Genomic DNA, 19,239 nt, shown 5'->3' on the forward strand with positions numbered 1-19,239 from the left:
ATGCGCCGGCCGCTGGCGCTGAGGATGCCGCGATCACCCAGCGCGCCGAGCCGTTGCAGCAGTTCGCGCGCGGCGGCCAACGCCCCGGCCGGCGGCGTGTCGACAAAGCGCAGCTCGTCACTGCCCCACGCGGCCAGTTCCAGCGCCAACCCGGCCAGTTCCACCTGCGCCATTTCCGGCCGGCGCTGCGCTTCCAGCCGCTGCGACTGCGGCCACAACCGGTAGGCCCAACCATCGGCCACGCGCCCGGCGCGGCCGGCACGCTGGTCGGCCGAAGCCTGCGAGATGGCCACCACATCCAGTCGCGAAAACCCGCTGTTGGGGTCGTAGCGCGGCTCGCGGGCCAGCCCGGCATCGATCACCACGCGCACCCCGGGCAGCGTCACCGAGGATTCGGCGACATTGGTCGCCAGCACCACCCGGCGCTGGCCCTGCGGATCGGGCTGCAGCACGCGGCTCTGCTGCTCGACCGGCAACTCGCCATGCAACGGCAACAGCGCGATGGCCGGGTCCAGCCCCTGCTGCAGTGCCGCCTGCACCTTTGCGATTTCGCGCTGGCCGGGCAGGAACACCAGCACGTCGCCGGGATGCTGCGCCAGCGCGTGTTCGACCGCGCGCCGCGCCTGCGCTTCCAGCGCCTCCTCGCGCCGCGCCGGAAAGTGGCGGATCTCCACCGGGAAACCGCGCCCGGCACTGGACAGCCGCGGCGCCTGCAGAAAGGTCGCCAGCCGCTCGCCATCGAGTGTGGCCGACATCACCACGATGCGCAGGTCCGGGCGCAGCTGCGATTGCACGTCCAGCGCCAGCGCCAGGCCGAGATCGCCGGCCAGATGGCGTTCGTGGAATTCATCGAACAGCAGTGCGCCGACGCCGTCGAGCAGCGGATCGTCCTGCAGCATCCGGGTCAGGATGCCTTCGGTGACGACCTCGATCCGGGTGCGCGCACCGATCCTGTTCTCGAAGCGGATGCGGTAGCCGACCGTGTCGCCGACCGGTTCGCCGAGCTGGCGCGCCATGAAGGTCGCGGCACTGCGCGCGGCCACCCGCCGCGGTTCCAGCATGATGATCTTCTGCGTGCCCAGCCATGGCGCATCCAGCAGCGCCAGCGGCACTTGGGTGGTCTTGCCGGCACCGGGCGGGGCTTCGAGCACCAGGCGGGGGTGCGCGAGAAGCTGCTCGCGGATCTGCGGCAGCAACGGGGAAATCGGGAATTCGGAGGAGGCCATGCGGTGCAAGGATAAAGCCTGGCACCCGCCCATCGCCGGCTCGGCCCGCACCCCAGCGCCTACAATGCGTGTTTTCCGCGACACCCGACCTTGCAATGCATCTGATCGATATCGGCGCCAACCTCACCCATGATTCCTTTGATCGCGACCGCGATGACGTGCTGGCGCGGGCGCGCGCGGCCGGGGTGGTGCAGATGGTGATCACCGGGGCCAGCCGCGCGCACTCGCCGATGGCGCTGCGGCTGGCGCAGCAGCACCCGGGTTTCCTGTACGCCACCGCCGGGGTGCATCCGCACCATGCGCTGGAATACACCGACGAGTGCGATGCGGAAATGCGCGCGCTGCATGCGCACCCGGAAGTAGTGGCGGTGGGCGAATGCGGGCTGGACTACTTCCGCGATTTCTCGCCGCGTCCGGCGCAGCGTCGCGCCTTTGCCCGGCAGCTGCAGCTGGCCAGCGAAGTCACCACCGCCGATGGCGCGCGCAAGCCGCTGTTCCTGCACCAGCGCGAGGCGCACGGCGATTTCATGGGCATGATGAAGGAGTTCGACGGCCAGCTTGGCGCGGCGGTGGTGCACTGCTTCACCGGCGAGCGCCAGGAGATGTTCGATTACCTGGACCAGGACTGGTACATCGGCATCACCGGCTGGCTGTGCGACGAGCGCCGCGGTGCGCACCTGCGCGAGCTGGTCCGGCACATCCCGGCCGAGCGGCTGATGATCGAGACCGACTCGCCGTACCTGCTGCCGCGCACGCTCAAGCCGCTGCCCAAGGACCGCCGCAACGAGCCGCGCTTCCTGGCCCATATTGTCGAGGAGCTGGCGCGCGACCGTGGCGAGGAGGTCGCGCTCACCGCGGCCAATGCAACCGCGGCCACGCGTGCGTTCTTCCGCCTGCCGGTCTCAGCCTGAGGCGGGAAACACCACCCGGATGCGGGCACCGCCGCTGGGCGACTGGCTGATATGGAACTGCGCGCCGTGGCGCTCGGCGATCTCAGCCACGATTGCCAGTCCCAGGCCGCAGCCATCGCCCTGCTGCGTGTTGCGGTAGAAACGCTCCACCACGCGGCCACGCTCGGCTTCGGCAATACCGGGGCCATTGTCATCGACCAGGATCGTCGGCGGTGAGGCTTGCAGGGTCAGTGTCACCTGGCCTTGTTTGCGGCCATAGCGCAGCGCGTTGTCGACCAGGTTGCCGACCAGCTCGCGCAGCAGTTGCGCCTCACCACGGACGAATACGCCCTGGTCGGGGCCTTCGTAGCCCAGGTCCGCCTGTTGCGCGATGGCCTGGTCGGCATGCTGTTCCAGCACCTCGCGGCACAGCTCGGCAAGATCAAGCCGGCGCAGTTCCAGCACACCGCTGTCGCCGGCTTCGGAGCGGTTGAGCATCAGGATCTGGTGGGTCAGGTGATGCAGCCGGCCAAGGCCCTCGCGCACCGCATTGAGCGCGCTGCGCTGCGCGGAAGGGTCCTGCTCGCGCAATGCGCTTTCCAGCTGCACCTGCATCGCCGCCAGCGGTGTACGCAGCTGGTGCGCGGCATTGGCGACAAAACGCTGCTGTTGCTGTTGCGCGGCCGCCAGACGCGCGATCAGGGTGTTGATCGCATACAGCGCCGGCTGCAGTTCACGCGGGCTGTCGCCCGGAGTCGGCAGGGGTTGCAGGTTGCCGATGTCGAACGTGGCCAGTTGTTGCGCGGCCTGGTTGGTGGTCCGGATCGCCGCGCCCACGCCCCACCAGATCATCAGCCCGGCCAGGGTCAGCACCGTGGCCTGCAGGGGAATGCTCGACAGCAGCAGGCGTCGCTCCAGCCGGTGGCGTTTGATCAGGGTTTCGGCGGCGCGGATGGTTACCGGTTCAGCACTGGTGGCGATGCGCGTGTGGATCTGCACCGCACGCACGGTATGACCGTCGATGCGGGTCTCGTAGTAGTGCGTGCCATCGCCGCTGCCGGCCGCGGCGGCAGGAATGGCCGGGTCACCGAACAGCGTGGTATCGCCGCTGATCACCTGCCCGTAGACGTGGTCGACCGTGTCCCAGGTGAACATGCGCGCGGTGGCCTGCGGCATGTCGATCCGCACCTGGCCGTCCTCGCTGTGCAACAGTTGGGTCAGCGACATCGCCGAATCCCACAGCCAGCGGTCGTAGACCTGTTCGGCATAGTGACGGGCCAGCGCGAACGAGCCGACCGCGCTGGCCAGCAGCAGCAACAGCAGCGGCAGCCACAGCCGGCGCAGCAGCACATTGCGCAGGCTGTCCGGGGTGCGTGTCATGGCGTGGATTCCAGCCGGTAGCCGAGCCCACGCAACATGCGGATGCCGACCTGGGTGTCGGCATCGGCCAGCTTGCGCCGCAGCCGGCTCATATGCACCTCGATCACCGACAGGCTGGCGTCGGCGTCCCAGTTGTAGACCGCATCGAACAGGCGCTGCTTGGAAACGACACGGCCCGGTTGCTGCAGCAGGATTTCGATCAGCGCCAGCTCGCGCGCGGTCAGGTCCAGCCGGGTGCCATCGTCCAGTTGCAGGCTGCGGTTGCCGGTGTCGAATACCAGCCGACCGATGCTGCGGTGGCTGGCGGCCTGGCCACGGCGTCGCGCCAGCGCACGCAGGCGTGCTTCCAGTTCGCCCAGCGCAAATGGTTTGGCCAGATAGTCGTCGGCACCCGAATCCAGCCCGCGGATGCGGTCTTCGATACCGTCGCGTGCGGTCAGGATCAGCACCGGCGCCTGCAGGCCATCGCGCCGCAGCTGCGCCAGCAACTCCAGGCCATCGGCGTCGGGCAGGCCCAGGTCGAGGATCAGCAGGTCGTAATCCACCACCGCCACCGAGCCCGGCACCTGTTGCGCGGTGGTCACGTGGTCGCAGGCATGGCCGGATTGCGCCAATGCGCGCAGCAATCCTTCAGCCAGTTTCTGGTCGTCTTCAATCAGCAGAATACGCATTGCAAGCTTCGCGCAAGGTCGCGGCAAGTTTCCCGAAAGTGCACCACCTTATCGTGCCGCGGATGAAACCGAACCCTATTGTTGCGCCGGTCATACTGGCGCTGCTGTTGTCGCCCGTGACCGCGCATGCCCTGTCGCTGGCCGAAGCCGAACAGGCCATGCAGGTGCAGAACCCGGAACTGGAGGCGGCCCGCATCGAGCTGCGCGGCGCGCAGGGCGATCTGCTGGCGGCGCGCCGGCGGCCCCCTGCCGAGCTGGCGCTGGGGACCTCCAAGATCAGCCCGCTCGAGGGTGTTGGCAGTGGCCGCTGGCAGCACAAGCGGATGGACAGCACGCTGGGGCTGGGCTGGACCTGGGAGCGGGGTGGCAAGCGCCGGTTGCGTATCGGCACCGCGCAGGCCGGCGCCGACGCGGCCGCGCTGGAGCTGCTCGACAGCCAACGCCAGCAACGGCTGGCGCTGCATGAAGCCTACTTCGGCGTGAAAGCCGCGCAGCTGCATCTGCAGGTGGCGCAGGAGAACCGCGCGGCGTCCGCGCGCGCGCTGGCCGCTGCCGAGCTGCAGCTCACGTCCGGTGCGATTGCGCCGATCGAGCGCAACCGGCTGGCGGTGGAAGACCTCAAGGTCGAAGCCGAGAGCCATGTGGCCGAGCAGGAACTGCTTGAGGCCCGCAGTGAACTGGCCTTACTGATCGGCCATAGCGCCGCGCTGGAACAGTTGAGCGCGGATGATCCGTGGCCTGCGCTGCTGTCTGGCGGAATGCTGGAACCGGCGCCCGGTGCGCTGGAACAGCGGGCCGATCTGCTGGCGGCGCAGGCGCGCGTGGACGCGGCCGACGCCGCCCGTGCGCTGGCACGCAGCCAGCGTCGCCGCGATGTGCAACTGGGGCTGGAAGCCGAACGTGAGCCGACCGACATCGGCGGTGTCAGCTGGGGCATGTCGATCAGCGTGCCGCTCAACGGCCCCAATCACTATCGCGGTGAATGGCAACGTGCCGAGGCCGATTACGACGCCGCGGTGCTGGAGCGCAACCGGCTGCGCAGCGAGGCGCGCCTGCAGCTGTTGCAGGTCCAGCAGCAGCTGCAGGCGGCGAATGTGCGCCTGGCGCAGTACGAGCAGCAGCTGCTGCCGGCGGCCCGGCAGGCGCTGGACGGCATGGAGCTGGCATACCGGCGTGGTGCCGCCACCCTTACCGACCTGCTCGATGCGCGCCGCACCTGGCGCGAAGCCGACAGTGACCTGATCGATGCACGGCTGCTGCATGCCGTGACGCTGGCGCGCTGGCAGGCGCTTGGCACGTTGCCCTCTTTGCAAGGAACTCCTTCCCGATGACACCGATGACTTCCCGTTCTGTTCCGCTGCCTGGGGCGCTGCTGCCGGTGGCGCTGGCCACGGTGCTGGCCGCCTGCAGTGCTTCTCCGGCCGCGGTGCCGGCCGCCGTACCGGCGGTGGAAGGCCAGCAGATCCGTTTTGCGGCCGACAGCCGGCAACTGAAGGTGCTGCGCAGCGAGGCCGCCGTTGCCGCCGCGGCCGGACAACTGCAGTTGCCCGCCCGCATGGCGTGGGATGACACCCGCACCAGCTATCTGCGCGCGCCGCTGTCAGGGCAGGTGGCGCAACTGGCCGCCGTGCCGGGGCAGGCGGTCAAGGCCGGACAGGTTCTGGCGTGGATCGCCTCGCCGGAATACGGACAGATCCAGGCGGAAGGCGCGCGCGGCGCGGCCGAGTTGCGGCAGGCCACGCAGGAGCTGGCCCGCGTGCGCGAACTGCATGCGGCCGGCGTCGCTTCCGGGCGCGAACTGGATGAAGCGCAGACCGCGCTGGCGGCCAGCCGGGCCGAGCAGGCGCGCAGCCAGGCGTTGATGCGCGGTTTCGGCAATGGCCAGCACATCGACCAGCGGCTGCCGTTGCGCGCCCCGATCGACGGCGTGCTGGTCGAGCGCAACCTGAGCCCGGGCATGAGCGTGGGTGCCGACAGCGAGAAGCCGCTGGTGGTGGTGAGCGACCCGGCGCATCTGTGGTTGCTGGTCGATGTGCCGGAACATCTGGCCGGGCGTATCCATGCCGGCCAACCGGTGCAAGTCACCGATGCGACGGGCGCCACCGTGCAGACCCGCCTGGAACACGTGGCCGATTATGTCGATCCGGAAACCCGGGTCATCCAGGCGCGAGCGCAGATCGACAACAGCGCACGCCGGTTCAAGGCCGGGCAGTACCTGCACGCGCAGCTGGAGTGGTCGATGGGCGAGGGGGTATCGGTGCCTGCCGACAGCGTGCTGCTGATCGACGATCAGCGCGTGGTGTTCGTGGAAGAGGCGGCCGGGCGCTTCCGGCGGCGTGACGTGCAGGCCGAGGACATCGGCAATGGCCGCGCCTGGATCAGCCACGGCGTGCAGCCGGGTGAAAAGGTGGTGGTCGATGGCGGCCTGCTGCTGCAGCAGCTGTTGGCACAGGCACCGTCCCCGGCGGCTGCCGGACATGGCAACACGCAGGCCGCACGATGATCGACCGTCTGGTTTCATGGTGCATGCGCCAGCCGGTGATGGTGATGCTGGCCTTGCTGGTGTTCATCGGCACTTCGCTGATCGCGTTCCGGCAGCTGCCGGTGGAAGCGTTTCCGGATGTGTCCGACACCCAGGTGACCGTGGTGACCCTGCACCCGGGGCGCGCGGCCGAAGAGGTCGAGCGTGAGGTCACGATGCCGCTGGAAGTGGCGTTGTCGGGCATCCCGCATTCGGTGCGGGTGTTCTCGCACACCCAGTTCGGCCTGTCGATGGTGATCCTCACCTTCGATGACGGCGCCGACGACTATTTCGCCCGTGCCCAGGTGCTGGAACGCCTGCGCGATGTGGAGCTGCCCGAGGGCGTGCAACCGGGTATCGAGCCGATGAGTTCGGCGGTGGGCGAGATCTACCGTTATGTGCTGCGTGGCGAGCACATGAGCTCCACCCAGCTGCGCACGGTGCAGGAATGGGTGATGGAGCGGCAGCTGCGCACCGTGCCCGGCGTGGCCGATGTGGTGAGCTTCGGCGGCTACCTGCGTACCTTCCAGGTGCAGCCGGATCTTGACCGGCTGCGTGATCGCGGCGTCAGCCTGGAAGAGTTCGCGCAGGCGCTGGAGGAGGGCAGTGGCAATGCCGGTGGTGGCTATGTCGAAAAGGGCCAGCAGCAGTACCTGATACGTGGTATCGGGCTGATGCAGTCGTCCGAGGATATCGGCCGCATCGTCGTGGCCCAGCGCCACGGCGTGCCGGTGCTGGTCGGCGACCTGGCCAAGGTGGTCGATACCGGCCTGCCGCGCCAGGGACTGGTGGGCCAGGACGGCAACGACGATGCCGTGTTCGGCATGGTGCTGATGCGCAAGGGCGAGAACCCTTCGCTGGTGCTCGATGCACTGCATGAACGGATCGCCCAGATCGAGGCCAAGCAGCTGCCGGCCGGGGTCAGCATCGAGCCGTTCTACGACCGCTCGTGGCTGGTATCGACCACCTTGCGCACCGTGTTCGGCAATCTGGTCGAAGGGGCGGTGCTGGTGTTCCTGGTGTTGTGGCTGTTTCTCTACAACGCCCGTGCGGCCCTGATTGTCGCGGCGATGATGCCGCTGGCGTTGCTGTCGACCTTCCTCGGCCTGACGTTGTGGGGGGTGCCGGCGAACCTGCTGTCACTGGGGGCGATGGACTTCGGCATCATCATCGATGGCGCGGTGATCGTCACCGAGCACATCGTCGCGCGGCTGGCGCTGTTGCCGCCCGGATCGGACCGGAAAACGCGCTATTCCACGGTGTTGTCGGCCACCAGTGAAGTGGGGCGGCCGACGTTCTTCTCGATGCTGATCATCATCGCCGCGCACATCCCGATCTTCACCCTGCAGCGCCATGAAGGCCGCATGTTCGCGCCGATGGCCTATTCGGTGACATCGGCGCTGATCGGCGCGTTGCTACTGGCGCTGACCCTGGTGCCGCTGCTGTGCTACTGGTGGCTGGGGCGCGAGAAGAAACCGGCGCGCGCCAATCCGTTGATGCAGCGCTTGAGCAGTGCCTACCAGCCGCTGCTGGAACGGGCGCTGGCGCGGCCGCGTGCGGTGGCACTGGCGGCGCTGGCGATACTGGCGGTGACCTTGACACTGGGCACGCGGCTGGGCAGCGAGTTCCTGCCGGAGCTGGACGAAGGCTCGATCTGGCTGACCGCCACGCTCGATCCCAGTACCAGCCTCGGCGAAGCGCAGACACAGTCCAAACATATCCGCGCGCTGGTCGGCAGCCTGCCCGAGGTGTCCACCATCGTGGCCAAGCTTGGCCGCCCGGAAGACGGGTCCGATGCCAAGGGCGCCAACCAGATCGAAGCGCTGGTGGCACTCAAGCCGGAGAAGGAATGGCCGACGGGCCGCAGCAAGGCGCAGCTGGTCGATGAGATGCAGCGGTTGCTGGAGCAGCGTATTCCCGGTCCGGAATTCTCGATTTCGCAGCCGGTGCGCGACAACATCCTGGAGAGCATCTCGCAGATCAAGGGGCAGATCGTCATCAAGGTCAGCGGTGACGACCTCAAGCAGCTGGACGGCTACGCCAAGCAGATCCTGGCGCAGGTGCGCGATGTGGAGGGTGTGGAAAGTGCCTTCATCGACCGTGACGGCAGCCTGCCGCAGCTGCAGGTCCATATCGACCGCGAACGTGCCGCCCGCTACGGCCTGAGCGTCAAGGCGATCGATGCGGTCATCGAGACCGCCATCGGCGGCCGCGAGGTGGGCGAGCTGTGGGACGGCGAGCGCCGTTTCCCGATCACACTGCGGCTGGCCGAACAGGATCGCGAACTGCAACGGCTGAAGACGGTGCCGGTCGATATCGGCGATGGGCATACGGTGACGCTGGGCGATGTCGCCGAGTTCCGCATGGCCAGTGGCGCGATCAACATTTCGCGCGACAACAGCCAGCGGGTGAAGGCGGTCAGCATCTTCATCGCCGGCCGCGACATGGGCAGCGTGGTGGCCGATATGCGCCAGCAGCTGGATGCCCACCTCCAGCTGTCGCCGGGTTACCAGATCAGCTGGTCGGGCGAGTTCGAGAACCAGGAACGGGCGATGAAGCGGCTGGCGTGGGTGGTGCCGCTGTCGGTGCTGATCATCTTCGTGCTGCTGTTCGATGCGTTCAAGGACGTCACCAGCGCCGGGCTGATTCTGGCCAATGTCCCGTTCGCGATGATCGGTGGCATCCTGGCGTTGCTGCTGACCGGGATACCGTTGTCGGTCTCGGCGGCGATCGGTTTCATCGCCCTGTTCGGCCAGGCGGTGCTCAACGGCGTGGTGATGCTCAGCCGCTTCGGGCAGCTGCGTGAGGCCGGCATGGGCCTGTACGAGTCGGTGGTGCAGGGCTCGCTGCAACGGTTGCGGACGGTGTTGATGACCGCGCTGCTGGCGATGTTCGGGCTGCTGCCGATGGCGACCTCGCATGCGATCGGTGCCGAAACCCAGAAGCCGCTGGCGGTGGTGGTCATCGGCGGCCTGATCTCGGCCATGCTGTTGACGCTGCTGGTATTGCCGGCGTTGTACTACTGGGTACACCAGCGCCGCGAACGCAGGCAGCAAACACTGGCCTGACTGCGCGCACCGTGCGCCGGCCCCGCTGGGCCGGCGTTCCCTCCGGGGCGTGATATCAACGCGGTTGCGGCTCGACCAGCGCGACCTGTGACGCGGGAGCGGTCTGGCCGAGGTAGCGGCAACCTGCAGGCCTACAACGCGTCCCGCGTGGGACCTACAACATGGGCGACGCCGGCGACATGCGTGGGGCCCCCGCGTAACTCGCCGAGGCGACTCGGATTGATCCCGGTTATGCGCAGGCGTGGGCGTGGCTGGGGCTTGTGCGCACCCAGCATGCGCGGTTCGTGCTGTCTGGTGAAGCGGCGGCCACCGCCTATGCGCAGGCCCGTGAGGAGATCGACGCCGCGCTGCGGTTGCAACCGGACAACAGGCAGGCACATGCGATCCACGCCAACCTGCTGAGTACCGGTTATCACGACTGGAACGGGGCATTGGCGGAGTTCCACATCGCCTTGCCGCTGGTGCCGGATACCGGGAACGCCGCAGATACATCGCCGGCGATCCGCTGCAGCCGGAAAACGTGGACCTATATGCCAGGAAGCGCTCCTACCCTGGCCATCCTGCGTGGCGATGCGGCCACGGCGCTGGCCGAAGCGCGGCGCGTGTCGCCGGGTCGCGAGCGGGACCGGGATGTGGCGCTGGCCCTGCAGATCGGCAATGACCGCGCCGCGGCCGACGCGGCATTGCAGAGCTTGTTGTGGACGCAGAGGCCGGGGACGGCCCCTATGCGCCCGCCCGCATCCACGCGTTGCGCGGTGATCCCTGCCGCGCCTTTGAGTGGTTGCAGCGCGACTGGGCGCGCGGCGACCAGGTGCTGTTCGAGCCGCTGCTGTTGCGCTTTCCGTGACGGCCCGCGGCTTGCCGCCTACTGCAAGAGCACCGGGTTGCCGCGAACGGAAGCCAGCGAGGCGCTCGGTCTTGAAAAGACCCGCGCCTCGCGGGTCGCCCTGAGCATCAGGGACGTGACGGCGCGGTCTGCGATACGTCGATGCCCGGCTTTATCTGCGCCGTTGCGCTTGGTACGCCTGCAGGTGCGCATAGGCCACCTGCAGCAACGGGGCGGACACCCCCGCGGCCCGGGCGCGCGCCAGCATGTCGCCGACGATGTGCGCCGCTTCCACCGGCAACCCGGCTTCCAGGTCGCGCAGCATCGAGGCCTTCAGCGTTGAGCCGGCCTGGGTGGTCGCCTCCAGCGCCGCCTTGCGCGCTGCCGGCGGAATCGGCTCGCCCGCAGCCACCGCGACCGCCAGGCACTCGTCATAGAGCGCATGGACGATGGTGATGCCGTCATCGGTGGCGGCAATGGTGCCGATATCGGCGCGCATCAGACAGGTGACCGCCGCCAGGGTGGTAAGGAAGGTGAACTTGATCCATTGCTCGCGGGTGATCGTGGCGGTGGCGACATGGTCGATCCCGGCCTGCGTACAGAGGGCCACCAGTGCCTGCACGCGCGGGCTGGAGGCGCTGCCATCGCGTTCGCCGAAGGTCAGCTTGGCGGGAGTGCCCAGATGCAGCACCGCGCCATCGGCGGCCTTGGTCGCGCTGATGAAGCACAGCCCACCGAGCACGCGCTCGCGACCGAAACGCGCATCCAGCCGCGGGTAATGGGCCAGCCCGTTGAGGATCGGCAGCACGCTGGTGCGCGCGCCCACTGCCGGGACAGCCGCATCGATCGCGCTGTCCAGGTCGTAGGCCTTGCAGCTGAGGATCACCAGGTCGAACGGCTGCGCCTGTGCCAACGCCGGCAACGCGTCGGCGGTGACATGGGCGACCGGCAGTGTGGCATCGCCCAGCGGGCTGCGGATCACCAGCCCGTCGCGCTGCAGCTGCGCCGCGCGGGCCGGGCGCACCAGGAACGTCACGTCCGCACCGGCCTGGGCCAGGCGTCCGCCAAAGTAACCGCCGGTTCCGCCGGCGCCGAGAATCAGGATGTGCATCGGCTCAGGTTTCCATGTCGGGCATTACTGGCGGGTGATCGCCGTCGCGACCGCAAACGCGGTTTCCGCGCGTGCGCCGCCGCTGTGGCGTTGCCCTTGCCTGCGCCGGATAAATCCTCGCAGCGCGGCAAGGTACCCGCCCTGCGGGGCGGGTGCTGCCGGACTCAGCTGCGCAGGCCGACACCGCGCTTAAGCAGCCACAACGCCAGTGCGCCAAGGGCCGCGACAAAGCCCAGCATCAGCGCATAGGACACCCACAACGGCACGTCGCTGGTGCCGAGCAGGCCGTAGCGGAAGGCGTTGACCATGTAGAAGATCGGATTGGCCTTGGTCATCGCCTGGGCCCACTCCGGCAGCAGCGTGACCGAGTAGAACACGCCGCCCAGATAGGTCAGCGGGGTCAGGATGAAGGTCGGTACGATCGCCACGTCGTCGAACTTCTTGGCGTAGATGGCGTTGATGAAACCGGCCAGCGAGAAGATCGTCGCGCCCAGCAGCACCGTGCTCAGCGTCACCAGCGGATGCGGGATGTGCACCGGGGTGAAGAACATGGCGATGAGCAGCACGATCACGCCGACCATCACGCCGCGCAGCACCGCACCGGCGACATAGCCGCCAAGGATCACCCAGTTCGGCATCGGGCTCACCAGCAATTCTTCGATGTGGCGGCCGAACTTGGCACCGAAGAACGAGGAGCTGATGTTGCCGTAGCTGTTCTGGATCACGCTCATCATCACCAGGCCCGGGACGATGAACTGCATGTAGCTGTAGCCGCCCATGTCGCCGATCCGCGAGCCGATCAGGCCGCCGAAGATCAGGAAATACAGGGTCATGGTGATGGCCGGCGGCACCAGGGTCTGGCCCCAGATGCGCAGGATGCGGTTGATCTCGCGGCGGACGATGGTGCCCAGGGCCACCCGGTTGCGCTGGCGGTCGGTCATCGGGACGGGGGTGGTCATGCGGCGTTCTCCGGGTTGCCGGTGAGGCGCACGAACAGCTCCTCCAGACGGTTGCTCTTGGTACGCATCGAACGCACGCGGATGCCGGCGGCCCCGAGGGTGTCGAATACGCGGTTCAGGTCCATCGCACGCGGCATGTCCAGGTCCAGCGTGTGCGCATCGGTGGCGACCAGCGTGGTGCCTTCGATCAGCGGCAGCTGCGCCGGCAGTTCACCGTCGATATCGAACAGGAATCCCTCCACATCCAGCTTGGCCAGCAGGGTGCGCATCGGCCCCTGCTCGACGATGCGGCCGTGGTCGATGATGGCCAGGTTGCGGCACAGCTGCTCGGCCTCTTCCAGGTAGTGCGTGGTCAGGATGATGGTGGTGCCGGCGGCGTTGATCTCCTGCAGCGTCTTCCACATGTCGCGGCGGATCTCGATGTCCACCCCGGCGGTCGGCTCGTCGAGGATCAGCAGCCGCGGCCGGGTCATCATCGCCCGGGCGATCATCAGCCGTCGCTTCATGCCGCCGGACAGGGTACGGCTCATCATCTGCGCCTTGCCCCACAGGTGGGCGCGCTTGAGTTCCACTTCGGCCAGCTGTTCGGCCTCGGCGCGCGGCAGGCCATAGAAACCGGCGTAGTTGACCAGGATGTCGAACGGCTTTTCGAACAGGTTGAAGTTGACTTCCTGCGGTACCAGGCCGATCAGGCGCATGGTGGCGCTGCGGTCAGCCACCAGATCGGTGCCGAACACCTCCACGCTGCCTTCGGACAGGTTCACCAGCGAGGAAATGACGCCGATCAGGGTCGACTTGCCGGCGCCATTGGGGCCGAGCAGGGCGAAGAAATCGCCCGGCGCCACTTCCAGCGAAACGCCTTTGAGCGCCTGCACGCCGTTTTCATAGGTTTTGCGGAGATCATGAACGCGCAATGCGGGCGCGTCGGGGCGGGATACGGAAACCAAGCTCGGGCCTTCGCGCCTTGGATACGGCGCCGGATAAGTGCAGCGGCTATTATAGAAGCCCTCGCGGGCTTGCCCCGGCTACACACTGTTTCTTCTTCGTGCCTGCCCAATTCCCCCTCAAGCTGGTCGACCGCCACATGCTGGCGCCCACCGTCGGCCACTACCAGTTTGTCCGCGATGACGGCCAGCCGCTGGACTTCCTGCCTGGCCAGTTCATCCAGGTCCATTTCCACTACGCCGATGGCACCGCGACCAGGCGCAGCTATTCGCTGGCGACCATCCATGACCATGCCCGCGGTCCGGGCGAGGCGGTGGAGATCGCGGTCAGCTTCGTCCCCGGCGGCGCCGCCACCGCGCTGTTCGAAGGGCTGGAAGTCGGCGGCCATATCACCGCCAGCGGCCCGTTTGGCCGGTTCTGCCTGCAGCCGGGCGACCACAACGGCCGTTACCTGCTGATTGCCACCGGCACCGGTGTCACCCCATACCGTTCGATGCTGCCGCAGTTGCAGGCGGCCATGGCCGGGCGCGGGATCGAAGTGGTGCTGCTGCAGGGCGCGCGCAATCCGGCCGAGTTGCTGTACAGCGACGATTTCCGTGCGTTTGCCGAGGCCAACCCGGGATTCCGCTACGTGCCGTGCCTGTCCCGCGAGTTGCCCGCCAACGCCCATGCCGATGTGCGCCACGGTTATGTGCAGCAGCACCTGGCCGAATTCATGCCGGACCCGGCGCGGGACATCGCCTACCTGTGTGGCAATCCGGACATGGTCGACAGCTGCTTCGAAGCGCTCAAGGCCGATGGCCTGCCGACGGTGCAGATCCGCCGCGAGAAGTACGTCAGCAGCAAATGATGTGGCGACTGCATTTGGCCTGAAACGCCGCGCGTGCCCAGCGTTCCGGTGGCGTGGGCCGGGGCGGGCGCGGGTGATCGGTGTGTCGCCGCGATTGTGGCGGTGGCGTTTGCGGCCGGCCTGACGATGCATCGGTGGCCTGTCGAGGGTGGCCCGTCGAAAACCAGCAGCCTGTAAAGCGTGCTTGACATGCTTCGGGTACTGGTTGCAGGATGTGTCAAGCGACCTTGACAGGAATGGCCATGCCCATCGTCCGCAGTTCCCGCGCTTCCGGCGCCTGCTTTGCTGCTGCCGGCCTTATCTTCGTCGCAGTATCCACGCAGCAGGCAATGGCCCCGTTTCTGGGGGTGGGCCTGGCCGTCGCCGGTCTGGGAATCGGCGCTTTGCTGCGCTCGCGTGGGGCACGCCGATGACGCGCAAACCGCTCACGGTGTGGCTGTTGTCCGGTGCCGGCGTACTGGCGCTGGGCGGTGCCGCGGTCCGCACGCTCACGGCCCTTGATGGCCACGAAACCTTTTCCGGCATCCTGTTCGGCATGGCTGCGGGGCTGCTGTTTGCGGCGCTGCTGCGGCGCTTGATGCCCGATGGTTGCGCTGCGGCCCCGCCCGCGCTGCGCAAACGTTATACCCGGGAAGTGACGCTGGCCATGGCCGGCTATGGCGTGCTGCTGGTGCTGTCGATCTGGCTGCTCAAGCGGGTGGATGGCACGGTGTTGCGGGCCTTGATCGCCTTGCTGCCGGTGCCGCCGATCGTGCTGATGCTGCGCGCGATGATCCGCTACATCCGTGACGCCGATGAACTGCAGCAGCGCATCGAACTGGAGGCGGTGAGCTTCGCCACCGCTTTGATATCGTTGATCTACCTGACCGGCGGGTTTCTGCAGTCGGCCAAGGTGATCGATGTGCCGTCCCATGTGGCGATGATCTGGGTATTTCCGCTGGTCTGTCTGGCCTATGGGCTGGCCAAGGCCGTGGTCGCGCGGCGCTACCAGTGAAACGCCGGCGATGAACAACCGCCTGCGTGAACTGCGCGATGCCCGGGGCTGGTCGCAAGGCGAGCTGGCCGAACGGCTGGCCGTTTCCCGGCAGACGGTCAATGCGCTGGAAACCGGCAAGTACGATCCCAGCCTGCCGTTGGCATTCCGCATCGCGCAGCTGTTCAGTGCGCGGATCGAGGAAATCTTCTTCCCCGATGTCACATAGCTGCCGCAATCGCGTCTGGATGCAGGCAGATCCGTTTTTTTCTTCAACACAGAGGGGGCTGTTCCGATGATGTCCCGCAAGACCCGAACCATTCTCGCCGTGGCTGTCGTCGCCGGCATTGTCGGATACCGCCTGATGCGGCCGGCGCCGGAGCCACACGCGCCGGCTACCGGCGACCAGGCCGTGGCAACGGCGACCAGTGCCGCCAAGCCGCTCAAGCTCGGTACCCTCGTCTTCACTCCCTGCAGCCTGAGTTCGCCGCTCAGTCGGGACAGTCTGGAAGCGCACTGCACCACCTTCGAGGTGCCCGAGGACCGGGCCAATCCGCAGGGGCGCAGGATCGCCCTGAACATCGCCTGGCTGGCTCCTGAGAAACAGACCGACCTGCAACCGGACCCGGTGTTCTTCCTGGCCGGCGGCCCGGGCCAGGCGGCGGTGGCGAGCTATCCGCAGGTGGATGCGGCGTTCAACGAAGTGCGCAAGCACCGCAACGTGATCCTGGTGGACCAGCGCGGTACCGGCCACTCCAATCTGCTCGCGTGTGCTACCCCCGAAGGTGATGACATGTCGCCGGCGGCGATGCGGGGCGAAGCGGAAAAATGTGCGGCCCAGCTGGCACCCAAGGCCGATCTGCGCTTCTACACCACCACCGATGCGGTGGCCGATCTGGACGCGGTGCGTGCGGCCATCGGCGCGGAAAAAATCAATCTGGTCGGGGTCAGCTACGGCACCCGCGTGGCCCAGCAGTACGCCATGCGCCATCCGCAGGCCACGCGCAGCATCGTGCTCGATTCGGTGGTGCCCAACACCCTGCAGCTGGGCAACATCTTCGCCCGCAACCTGGATGACGCGCTGGCGCTGCAGTTCGCCCAGTGCACGCAGACGCCCTCGTGCAAGGACACACTCGGCGACCCGCGGGTCGAACTGGATGCGCTGCTGGCCCGGCTGCGCGCGCAGCCGCTGACGGTGCGCTATCGCGATGCCAGCAGTGGCGAGGAACGTGAGGACGAACTGCGCGCCGAAACGGTGGCCGGGCTGGTACGCATGTATGCCTACATGCCGGTGGCCGCGGCGCTGTTGCCCAAGTTGATCCACGAGGCCAGCAACGGACGCTATGAAAACCTGATGGCGCTGGCGCAGATGCTGCAGGGCGACATGAAGGACAGCATGGCGATGGGCATGCAGCTGTCGGTGGTGTGCAGCGAGGACAACGGGAGCCTGCTCGCCAACCAGGCCGATGCAGGCACGGTGCTGGGCAACCAGATGGCGCAGGGCATGGCGGCGATGTGCGCGGCCTGGCCCAAGGGCCACGTCCCGGCGGACTTCCACCAGCCGTTGACCGGCACGGTGCCGGCACTGGTGCTGGAGGGCGAGTTCGACCCGGTCACGCCGCCGCGCTACGGCGAGGAAGTGGTCAAGACCCTGCCCAATGGCCGCCTGCTGGTGCTGCGCGGGCAGGGCCACAACGTCATCGGTGCCGGCTGCATGCCCAAGCTGTTCGCCCAGTTCATTGAAAAGGCCGATGCCAAGGCGCTCGATGGGACGTGCCTGGAAAAGCTCAACTACGTGCCGCCATTCACCAGCTTCAATGGCTGGGAACCGTGACATGACCGCATCCCTGAGGAATCCACTTCCATGATCGTTGCAGAACGACTTCGCAAGACCTTCCCCGGCAAGGGCAAGGACAAAGCCCCGGTGATCGCCGTGGACGAGGTGGGCTTCACCGCCCAAGACGGCCAGATCACCGGCCTGCTCGGCCCCAATGGCGCCGGCAAGACCACCACGCTGCGCATGCTCTATACGCTGATGACACCGGAGGCCGGCCGCGTGCTGGTCGATGGTGTCGACGCCGCGGTTGATCCCAACGCGGTACGCCGCAGCCTGGGGGTGCTGCCCGATGCGCGGGGCGTCTACAAACGGCTGACCGCGCGCGAGAACGTCGCCTACTTCGGCGAGCTGCACGGCATGAGCCCGGCCGCCATTGCCGCGCGCACCGCGCGGCTGGCCGAGGCGCTGCAGATGGAAGACTTCCTGGACCGCGCCACCGAAGGCTTCAGCCAGGGCCAGCGCACCAAGACCGCGATCGCGCGGGCGCTGATCCACGATCCGCGCAACGTGATTCTCGATGAGCCGACCAACGGTCTGGACGTGATGACCACGCGCGGCCTGCGCGGATTTCTCAAGGAGCTGCGCGCCGAAGGCCGCTGCGTGATCTTCTCCAGCCACATCATGCAGGAGGTGGCTGCGTTGTGTGACCGCATTGTCATCATCGCGCAGGGGCGGGTGGTGGCGCAGGGCACGCCGGAAGAACTGCGCGAGCAGGCCAGCGAGGTCAATCTGGAAGACGCGTTCGTCAAACTGATCGGCAGCGAGGAGGGCCTGCACGCATGAACCGGACCGGATATTTCCGCAGCATGCTGGCGGTGATGCGCAAGGAACTGCGCGACTTCGCCCGCGACCGTCGCACCTTCCTGCTGACCTTGCTGACCGCGCCGCTGCTGTACCCGCTGCTGTTTCTGGGCATGAACAAGCTCACCAACCTGCGCACCGAAACGCAGCTGGACAAGGACATGACCATGCCGGTGGCGGGCATCGCCCGGGCGCCGAACCTGGTGGCGTTTCTGGCCAGTCGCGGCATCAGCGCGAGCGAGGCACCGGCCGATATCGAAGACCGCATCCGCGCGCAGCGCGAGGACGTGGCGCTGGTGATCGATCCGGACTTCGCCGCCGACTGGCACGCCGGCAGACCGGCCAAGGTCGAGATCGTGGCCGACACCACCCGCCGGACCAGCGATGTGCAGGTGGCGCGGGTGCGCGGCGCGCTGGCCGAGTACGGCCAGTCGGTGGGCGCGCTGCGTCTGCTGGCGCGGGGCGTGAACCCGATGGTGGCCGCGCCGGTGAATGTCGGCACCCGCGACCTGGCCACCGCCGAAGCCAAGCGCGGCATCTTCCTGTCCTTCATCCTGCCGCTGGTGCTGATGCTGTTCGCCTTCATCGGCGGCTCGCATCTGGCGATGGACACCACCGCCGGGGAGCGTGAGCGGCAGTCGCTGGAGCCGTTGCTGGCCACCCCGATCGCCCGCGGTGCGCTGGTCAGCGGCAAGATGCTGGCGGCGGTGGTGCTGGGGCTGGCGTCGATGCTGCTGATCCTGCTCTCGTTCAAGCTCAGTGCCAGCATCGGTACGGGCGCGGCGCGCGCGCTGGATGTGAGCTTCGCGGCGATGGGCAAGCTGCTGGTGATCCTGCTGCCGCTGGTGCTGATCGGCACCGCGTTGCTGACCTGCCTGGCGGCCAGCGCCAAGAGCATGAAGGAAGCGCAGAGCCACATGGTGTGGCTGATGCTGCTGCCGATGCTGCCGGGCTACGCGTTGATGGCCTATCCGCTGAAGGACACCCAGCTGTGGCAGTACGCGGTGCCGTTCCTGTCGCAGAACCAGATGCTGGTGAAGGTGACGCGTGGCGAGATGCCGACCGCATCGCAGTGGGGCGTGTACCTGGCGGCCTCGGTGCTGCTGGCGGTGCTGCTGTGGGCGGTGGCGGTGTGGCGCTACCGGCAGGAGCGGCTGGCGATCTCGGGCTGAGCCGGAGGG

General features: G+C 67.6%; 17 protein-coding genes. 11 read left to right on the forward strand and 6 right to left on the reverse strand.

Annotated elements, in window-relative coordinates; translation table 11 throughout:
* The coding region (gene hrpB / locus QZH66_RS07370; protein WP_305805303.1) for an ATP-dependent helicase HrpB at positions 1–1,226 on the reverse strand (1,226 nt) is incomplete at its 3' end.
* A gap of 95 nt (positions 1,227–1,321) precedes the next feature.
* Here hrpB and QZH66_RS07375 point away from each other — a divergent pair.
* Positions 1,322–2,137 (forward strand): TatD family hydrolase, encoded by an 816-nt coding sequence (locus QZH66_RS07375; RefSeq protein WP_305805304.1) that lies wholly within the window; start codon positions 1,322–1,324, stop codon positions 2,135–2,137.
* On the opposite strand, the gene QZH66_RS07380 is transcribed toward QZH66_RS07375, so the two are convergent.
* Together QZH66_RS07380 and QZH66_RS07385 are read right to left on the reverse strand one after the other, a co-directional pair.
* Positions 2,129–3,496, reverse strand: coding sequence for a sensor histidine kinase (locus QZH66_RS07380; protein WP_305805305.1), 1,368 nt, complete (start codon positions 3,494–3,496; stop codon positions 2,129–2,131). The genes QZH66_RS07375 and QZH66_RS07380 overlap by 9 nt on opposite strands.
* A complete protein-coding gene (locus tag QZH66_RS07385; RefSeq protein WP_305805306.1) occupies positions 3,493–4,167 on the reverse strand; it encodes a response regulator in 675 nt (224 codons plus the stop codon). Before QZH66_RS07385 ends, QZH66_RS07380 begins: the two co-directional genes overlap by 4 nt.
* Before the next feature lie 62 nt (positions 4,168–4,229).
* On the opposite strand from QZH66_RS07385, the gene QZH66_RS07390 reads away from it, so the two are divergent.
* From QZH66_RS07390 to QZH66_RS07405, 4 genes are all read left to right on the forward strand, one after another.
* Positions 4,230–5,498 carry a TolC family protein gene (locus tag QZH66_RS07390; protein ID WP_305805307.1) on the forward strand — a complete coding sequence of 423 codons (1,269 nt, stop codon included), beginning with the start codon at positions 4,230–4,232 and terminating at the stop codon, positions 5,496–5,498.
* Positions 5,499–5,503: 5 nt separating this feature from the next.
* Complete coding sequence (locus QZH66_RS07395; protein WP_305805308.1) at positions 5,504–6,670, forward strand: efflux RND transporter periplasmic adaptor subunit; 1,167 nt, start codon at positions 5,504–5,506, stop codon at positions 6,668–6,670.
* Positions 6,667–9,756, forward strand: a complete 3,090-nt coding sequence (locus QZH66_RS07400) for a CusA/CzcA family heavy metal efflux RND transporter (RefSeq protein ID WP_305805309.1) — start codon at positions 6,667–6,669, stop codon at positions 9,754–9,756. Before QZH66_RS07395 ends, QZH66_RS07400 begins: the two co-directional genes overlap by 4 nt.
* A 697-nt stretch (positions 9,757–10,453) precedes the next feature.
* Positions 10,454–10,603: a hypothetical protein gene (locus tag QZH66_RS07405; protein ID WP_305805310.1), complete on the forward strand. Its 150-nt coding sequence runs from the start codon at positions 10,454–10,456 to the stop codon at positions 10,601–10,603.
* A 151-nt stretch (positions 10,604–10,754) separates the two neighbouring features.
* On the opposite strand, the gene panE is transcribed toward QZH66_RS07405, so the two are convergent.
* From panE to QZH66_RS07420, 3 genes are all read right to left on the reverse strand, one after another.
* Positions 10,755–11,693 carry a 2-dehydropantoate 2-reductase gene (gene panE / locus QZH66_RS07410; RefSeq protein WP_305805311.1) on the reverse strand — a complete coding sequence of 313 codons (939 nt, stop codon included), beginning with the start codon at positions 11,691–11,693 and terminating at the stop codon, positions 10,755–10,757.
* A gap of 164 nt (positions 11,694–11,857) precedes the next feature.
* Positions 11,858–12,652, reverse strand: a complete 795-nt coding sequence (locus QZH66_RS07415) for an ABC transporter permease (protein WP_305805312.1) — start codon at positions 12,650–12,652, stop codon at positions 11,858–11,860.
* Positions 12,649–13,599 (reverse strand): ABC transporter ATP-binding protein, encoded by a 951-nt coding sequence (locus QZH66_RS07420; protein ID WP_305805313.1) that lies wholly within the window; start codon positions 13,597–13,599, stop codon positions 12,649–12,651. Before QZH66_RS07420 ends, QZH66_RS07415 begins: the two co-directional genes overlap by 4 nt.
* Before the next feature lie 98 nt (positions 13,600–13,697).
* Between QZH66_RS07420 and QZH66_RS07425 the strand changes: the two genes are divergently transcribed.
* The 6 genes from QZH66_RS07425 (at position 13,698) to QZH66_RS07450 (ending at position 19,230) form a co-directional block, all read left to right on the forward strand.
* On the forward strand, positions 13,698–14,447 hold the full coding sequence (locus QZH66_RS07425) for a ferredoxin--NADP reductase (RefSeq protein WP_305805314.1): 750 nt from the start codon (positions 13,698–13,700) through the stop codon (positions 14,445–14,447).
* A 409-nt stretch (positions 14,448–14,856) separates the two neighbouring features.
* Positions 14,857–15,441: a hypothetical protein gene (locus tag QZH66_RS07430; RefSeq protein WP_305805315.1), complete on the forward strand. Its 585-nt coding sequence runs from the start codon at positions 14,857–14,859 to the stop codon at positions 15,439–15,441.
* A 10-nt stretch (positions 15,442–15,451) separates the two neighbouring features.
* Positions 15,452–15,649, forward strand: coding sequence for a helix-turn-helix transcriptional regulator (locus QZH66_RS07435; RefSeq protein ID WP_305805316.1), 198 nt, complete (start codon positions 15,452–15,454; stop codon positions 15,647–15,649).
* A 99-nt stretch (positions 15,650–15,748) separates the two neighbouring features.
* Positions 15,749–17,254, forward strand: coding sequence for an alpha/beta hydrolase (locus tag QZH66_RS07440; protein ID WP_305805317.1), 1,506 nt, complete (start codon positions 15,749–15,751; stop codon positions 17,252–17,254).
* Between the two features lie 30 nt (positions 17,255–17,284).
* A complete protein-coding gene (locus QZH66_RS07445) occupies positions 17,285–18,040 on the forward strand; it encodes an ATP-binding cassette domain-containing protein (RefSeq protein ID WP_305805318.1) in 756 nt (251 codons plus the stop codon).
* A complete protein-coding gene (locus QZH66_RS07450) occupies positions 18,037–19,230 on the forward strand; it encodes an ABC transporter permease (protein WP_305805319.1) in 1,194 nt (397 codons plus the stop codon). Before QZH66_RS07445 ends, QZH66_RS07450 begins: the two co-directional genes overlap by 4 nt.
* Positions 19,231–19,239 lie beyond the last annotated feature (9 nt).

Origin of the sequence: Stenotrophomonas sp. YIM B06876, from assembly GCF_030711595.1 — a bacterium.
GTDB lineage: Bacteria > Pseudomonadota > Gammaproteobacteria > Xanthomonadales > Xanthomonadaceae > Stenotrophomonas.

Coding starts and splice junctions, on each gene's coding strand:
- QZH66_RS07375 (WP_305805304.1), top strand. CDS start 1,322: ATGCATCTGATCGATATCGGCGCCAACCTCACCCATGATTCCTTTGAT.
- QZH66_RS07380 (WP_305805305.1), bottom strand. CDS start 3,496: ATGACACGCACCCCGGACAGCCTGCGCAATGTGCTGCTGCGCCGGCTG.
- QZH66_RS07385 (WP_305805306.1), bottom strand. CDS start 4,167: ATGCGTATTCTGCTGATTGAAGACGACCAGAAACTGGCTGAAGGATTG.
- QZH66_RS07390 (WP_305805307.1), top strand. CDS start 4,230: ATGAAACCGAACCCTATTGTTGCGCCGGTCATACTGGCGCTGCTGTTG.
- QZH66_RS07395 (WP_305805308.1), top strand. CDS start 5,504: ATGACTTCCCGTTCTGTTCCGCTGCCTGGGGCGCTGCTGCCGGTGGCG.
- QZH66_RS07400 (WP_305805309.1), top strand. CDS start 6,667: ATGATCGACCGTCTGGTTTCATGGTGCATGCGCCAGCCGGTGATGGTG.
- panE (WP_305805311.1), bottom strand. CDS start 11,693: ATGCACATCCTGATTCTCGGCGCCGGCGGAACCGGCGGTTACTTTGGC.
- QZH66_RS07415 (WP_305805312.1), bottom strand. CDS start 12,652: ATGACCACCCCCGTCCCGATGACCGACCGCCAGCGCAACCGGGTGGCC.
- QZH66_RS07430 (WP_305805315.1), top strand. CDS start 14,857: ATGACGCGCAAACCGCTCACGGTGTGGCTGTTGTCCGGTGCCGGCGTA.
- QZH66_RS07435 (WP_305805316.1), top strand. CDS start 15,452: ATGAACAACCGCCTGCGTGAACTGCGCGATGCCCGGGGCTGGTCGCAA.
- QZH66_RS07445 (WP_305805318.1), top strand. CDS start 17,285: ATGATCGTTGCAGAACGACTTCGCAAGACCTTCCCCGGCAAGGGCAAG.
- QZH66_RS07450 (WP_305805319.1), top strand. CDS start 18,037: ATGAACCGGACCGGATATTTCCGCAGCATGCTGGCGGTGATGCGCAAG.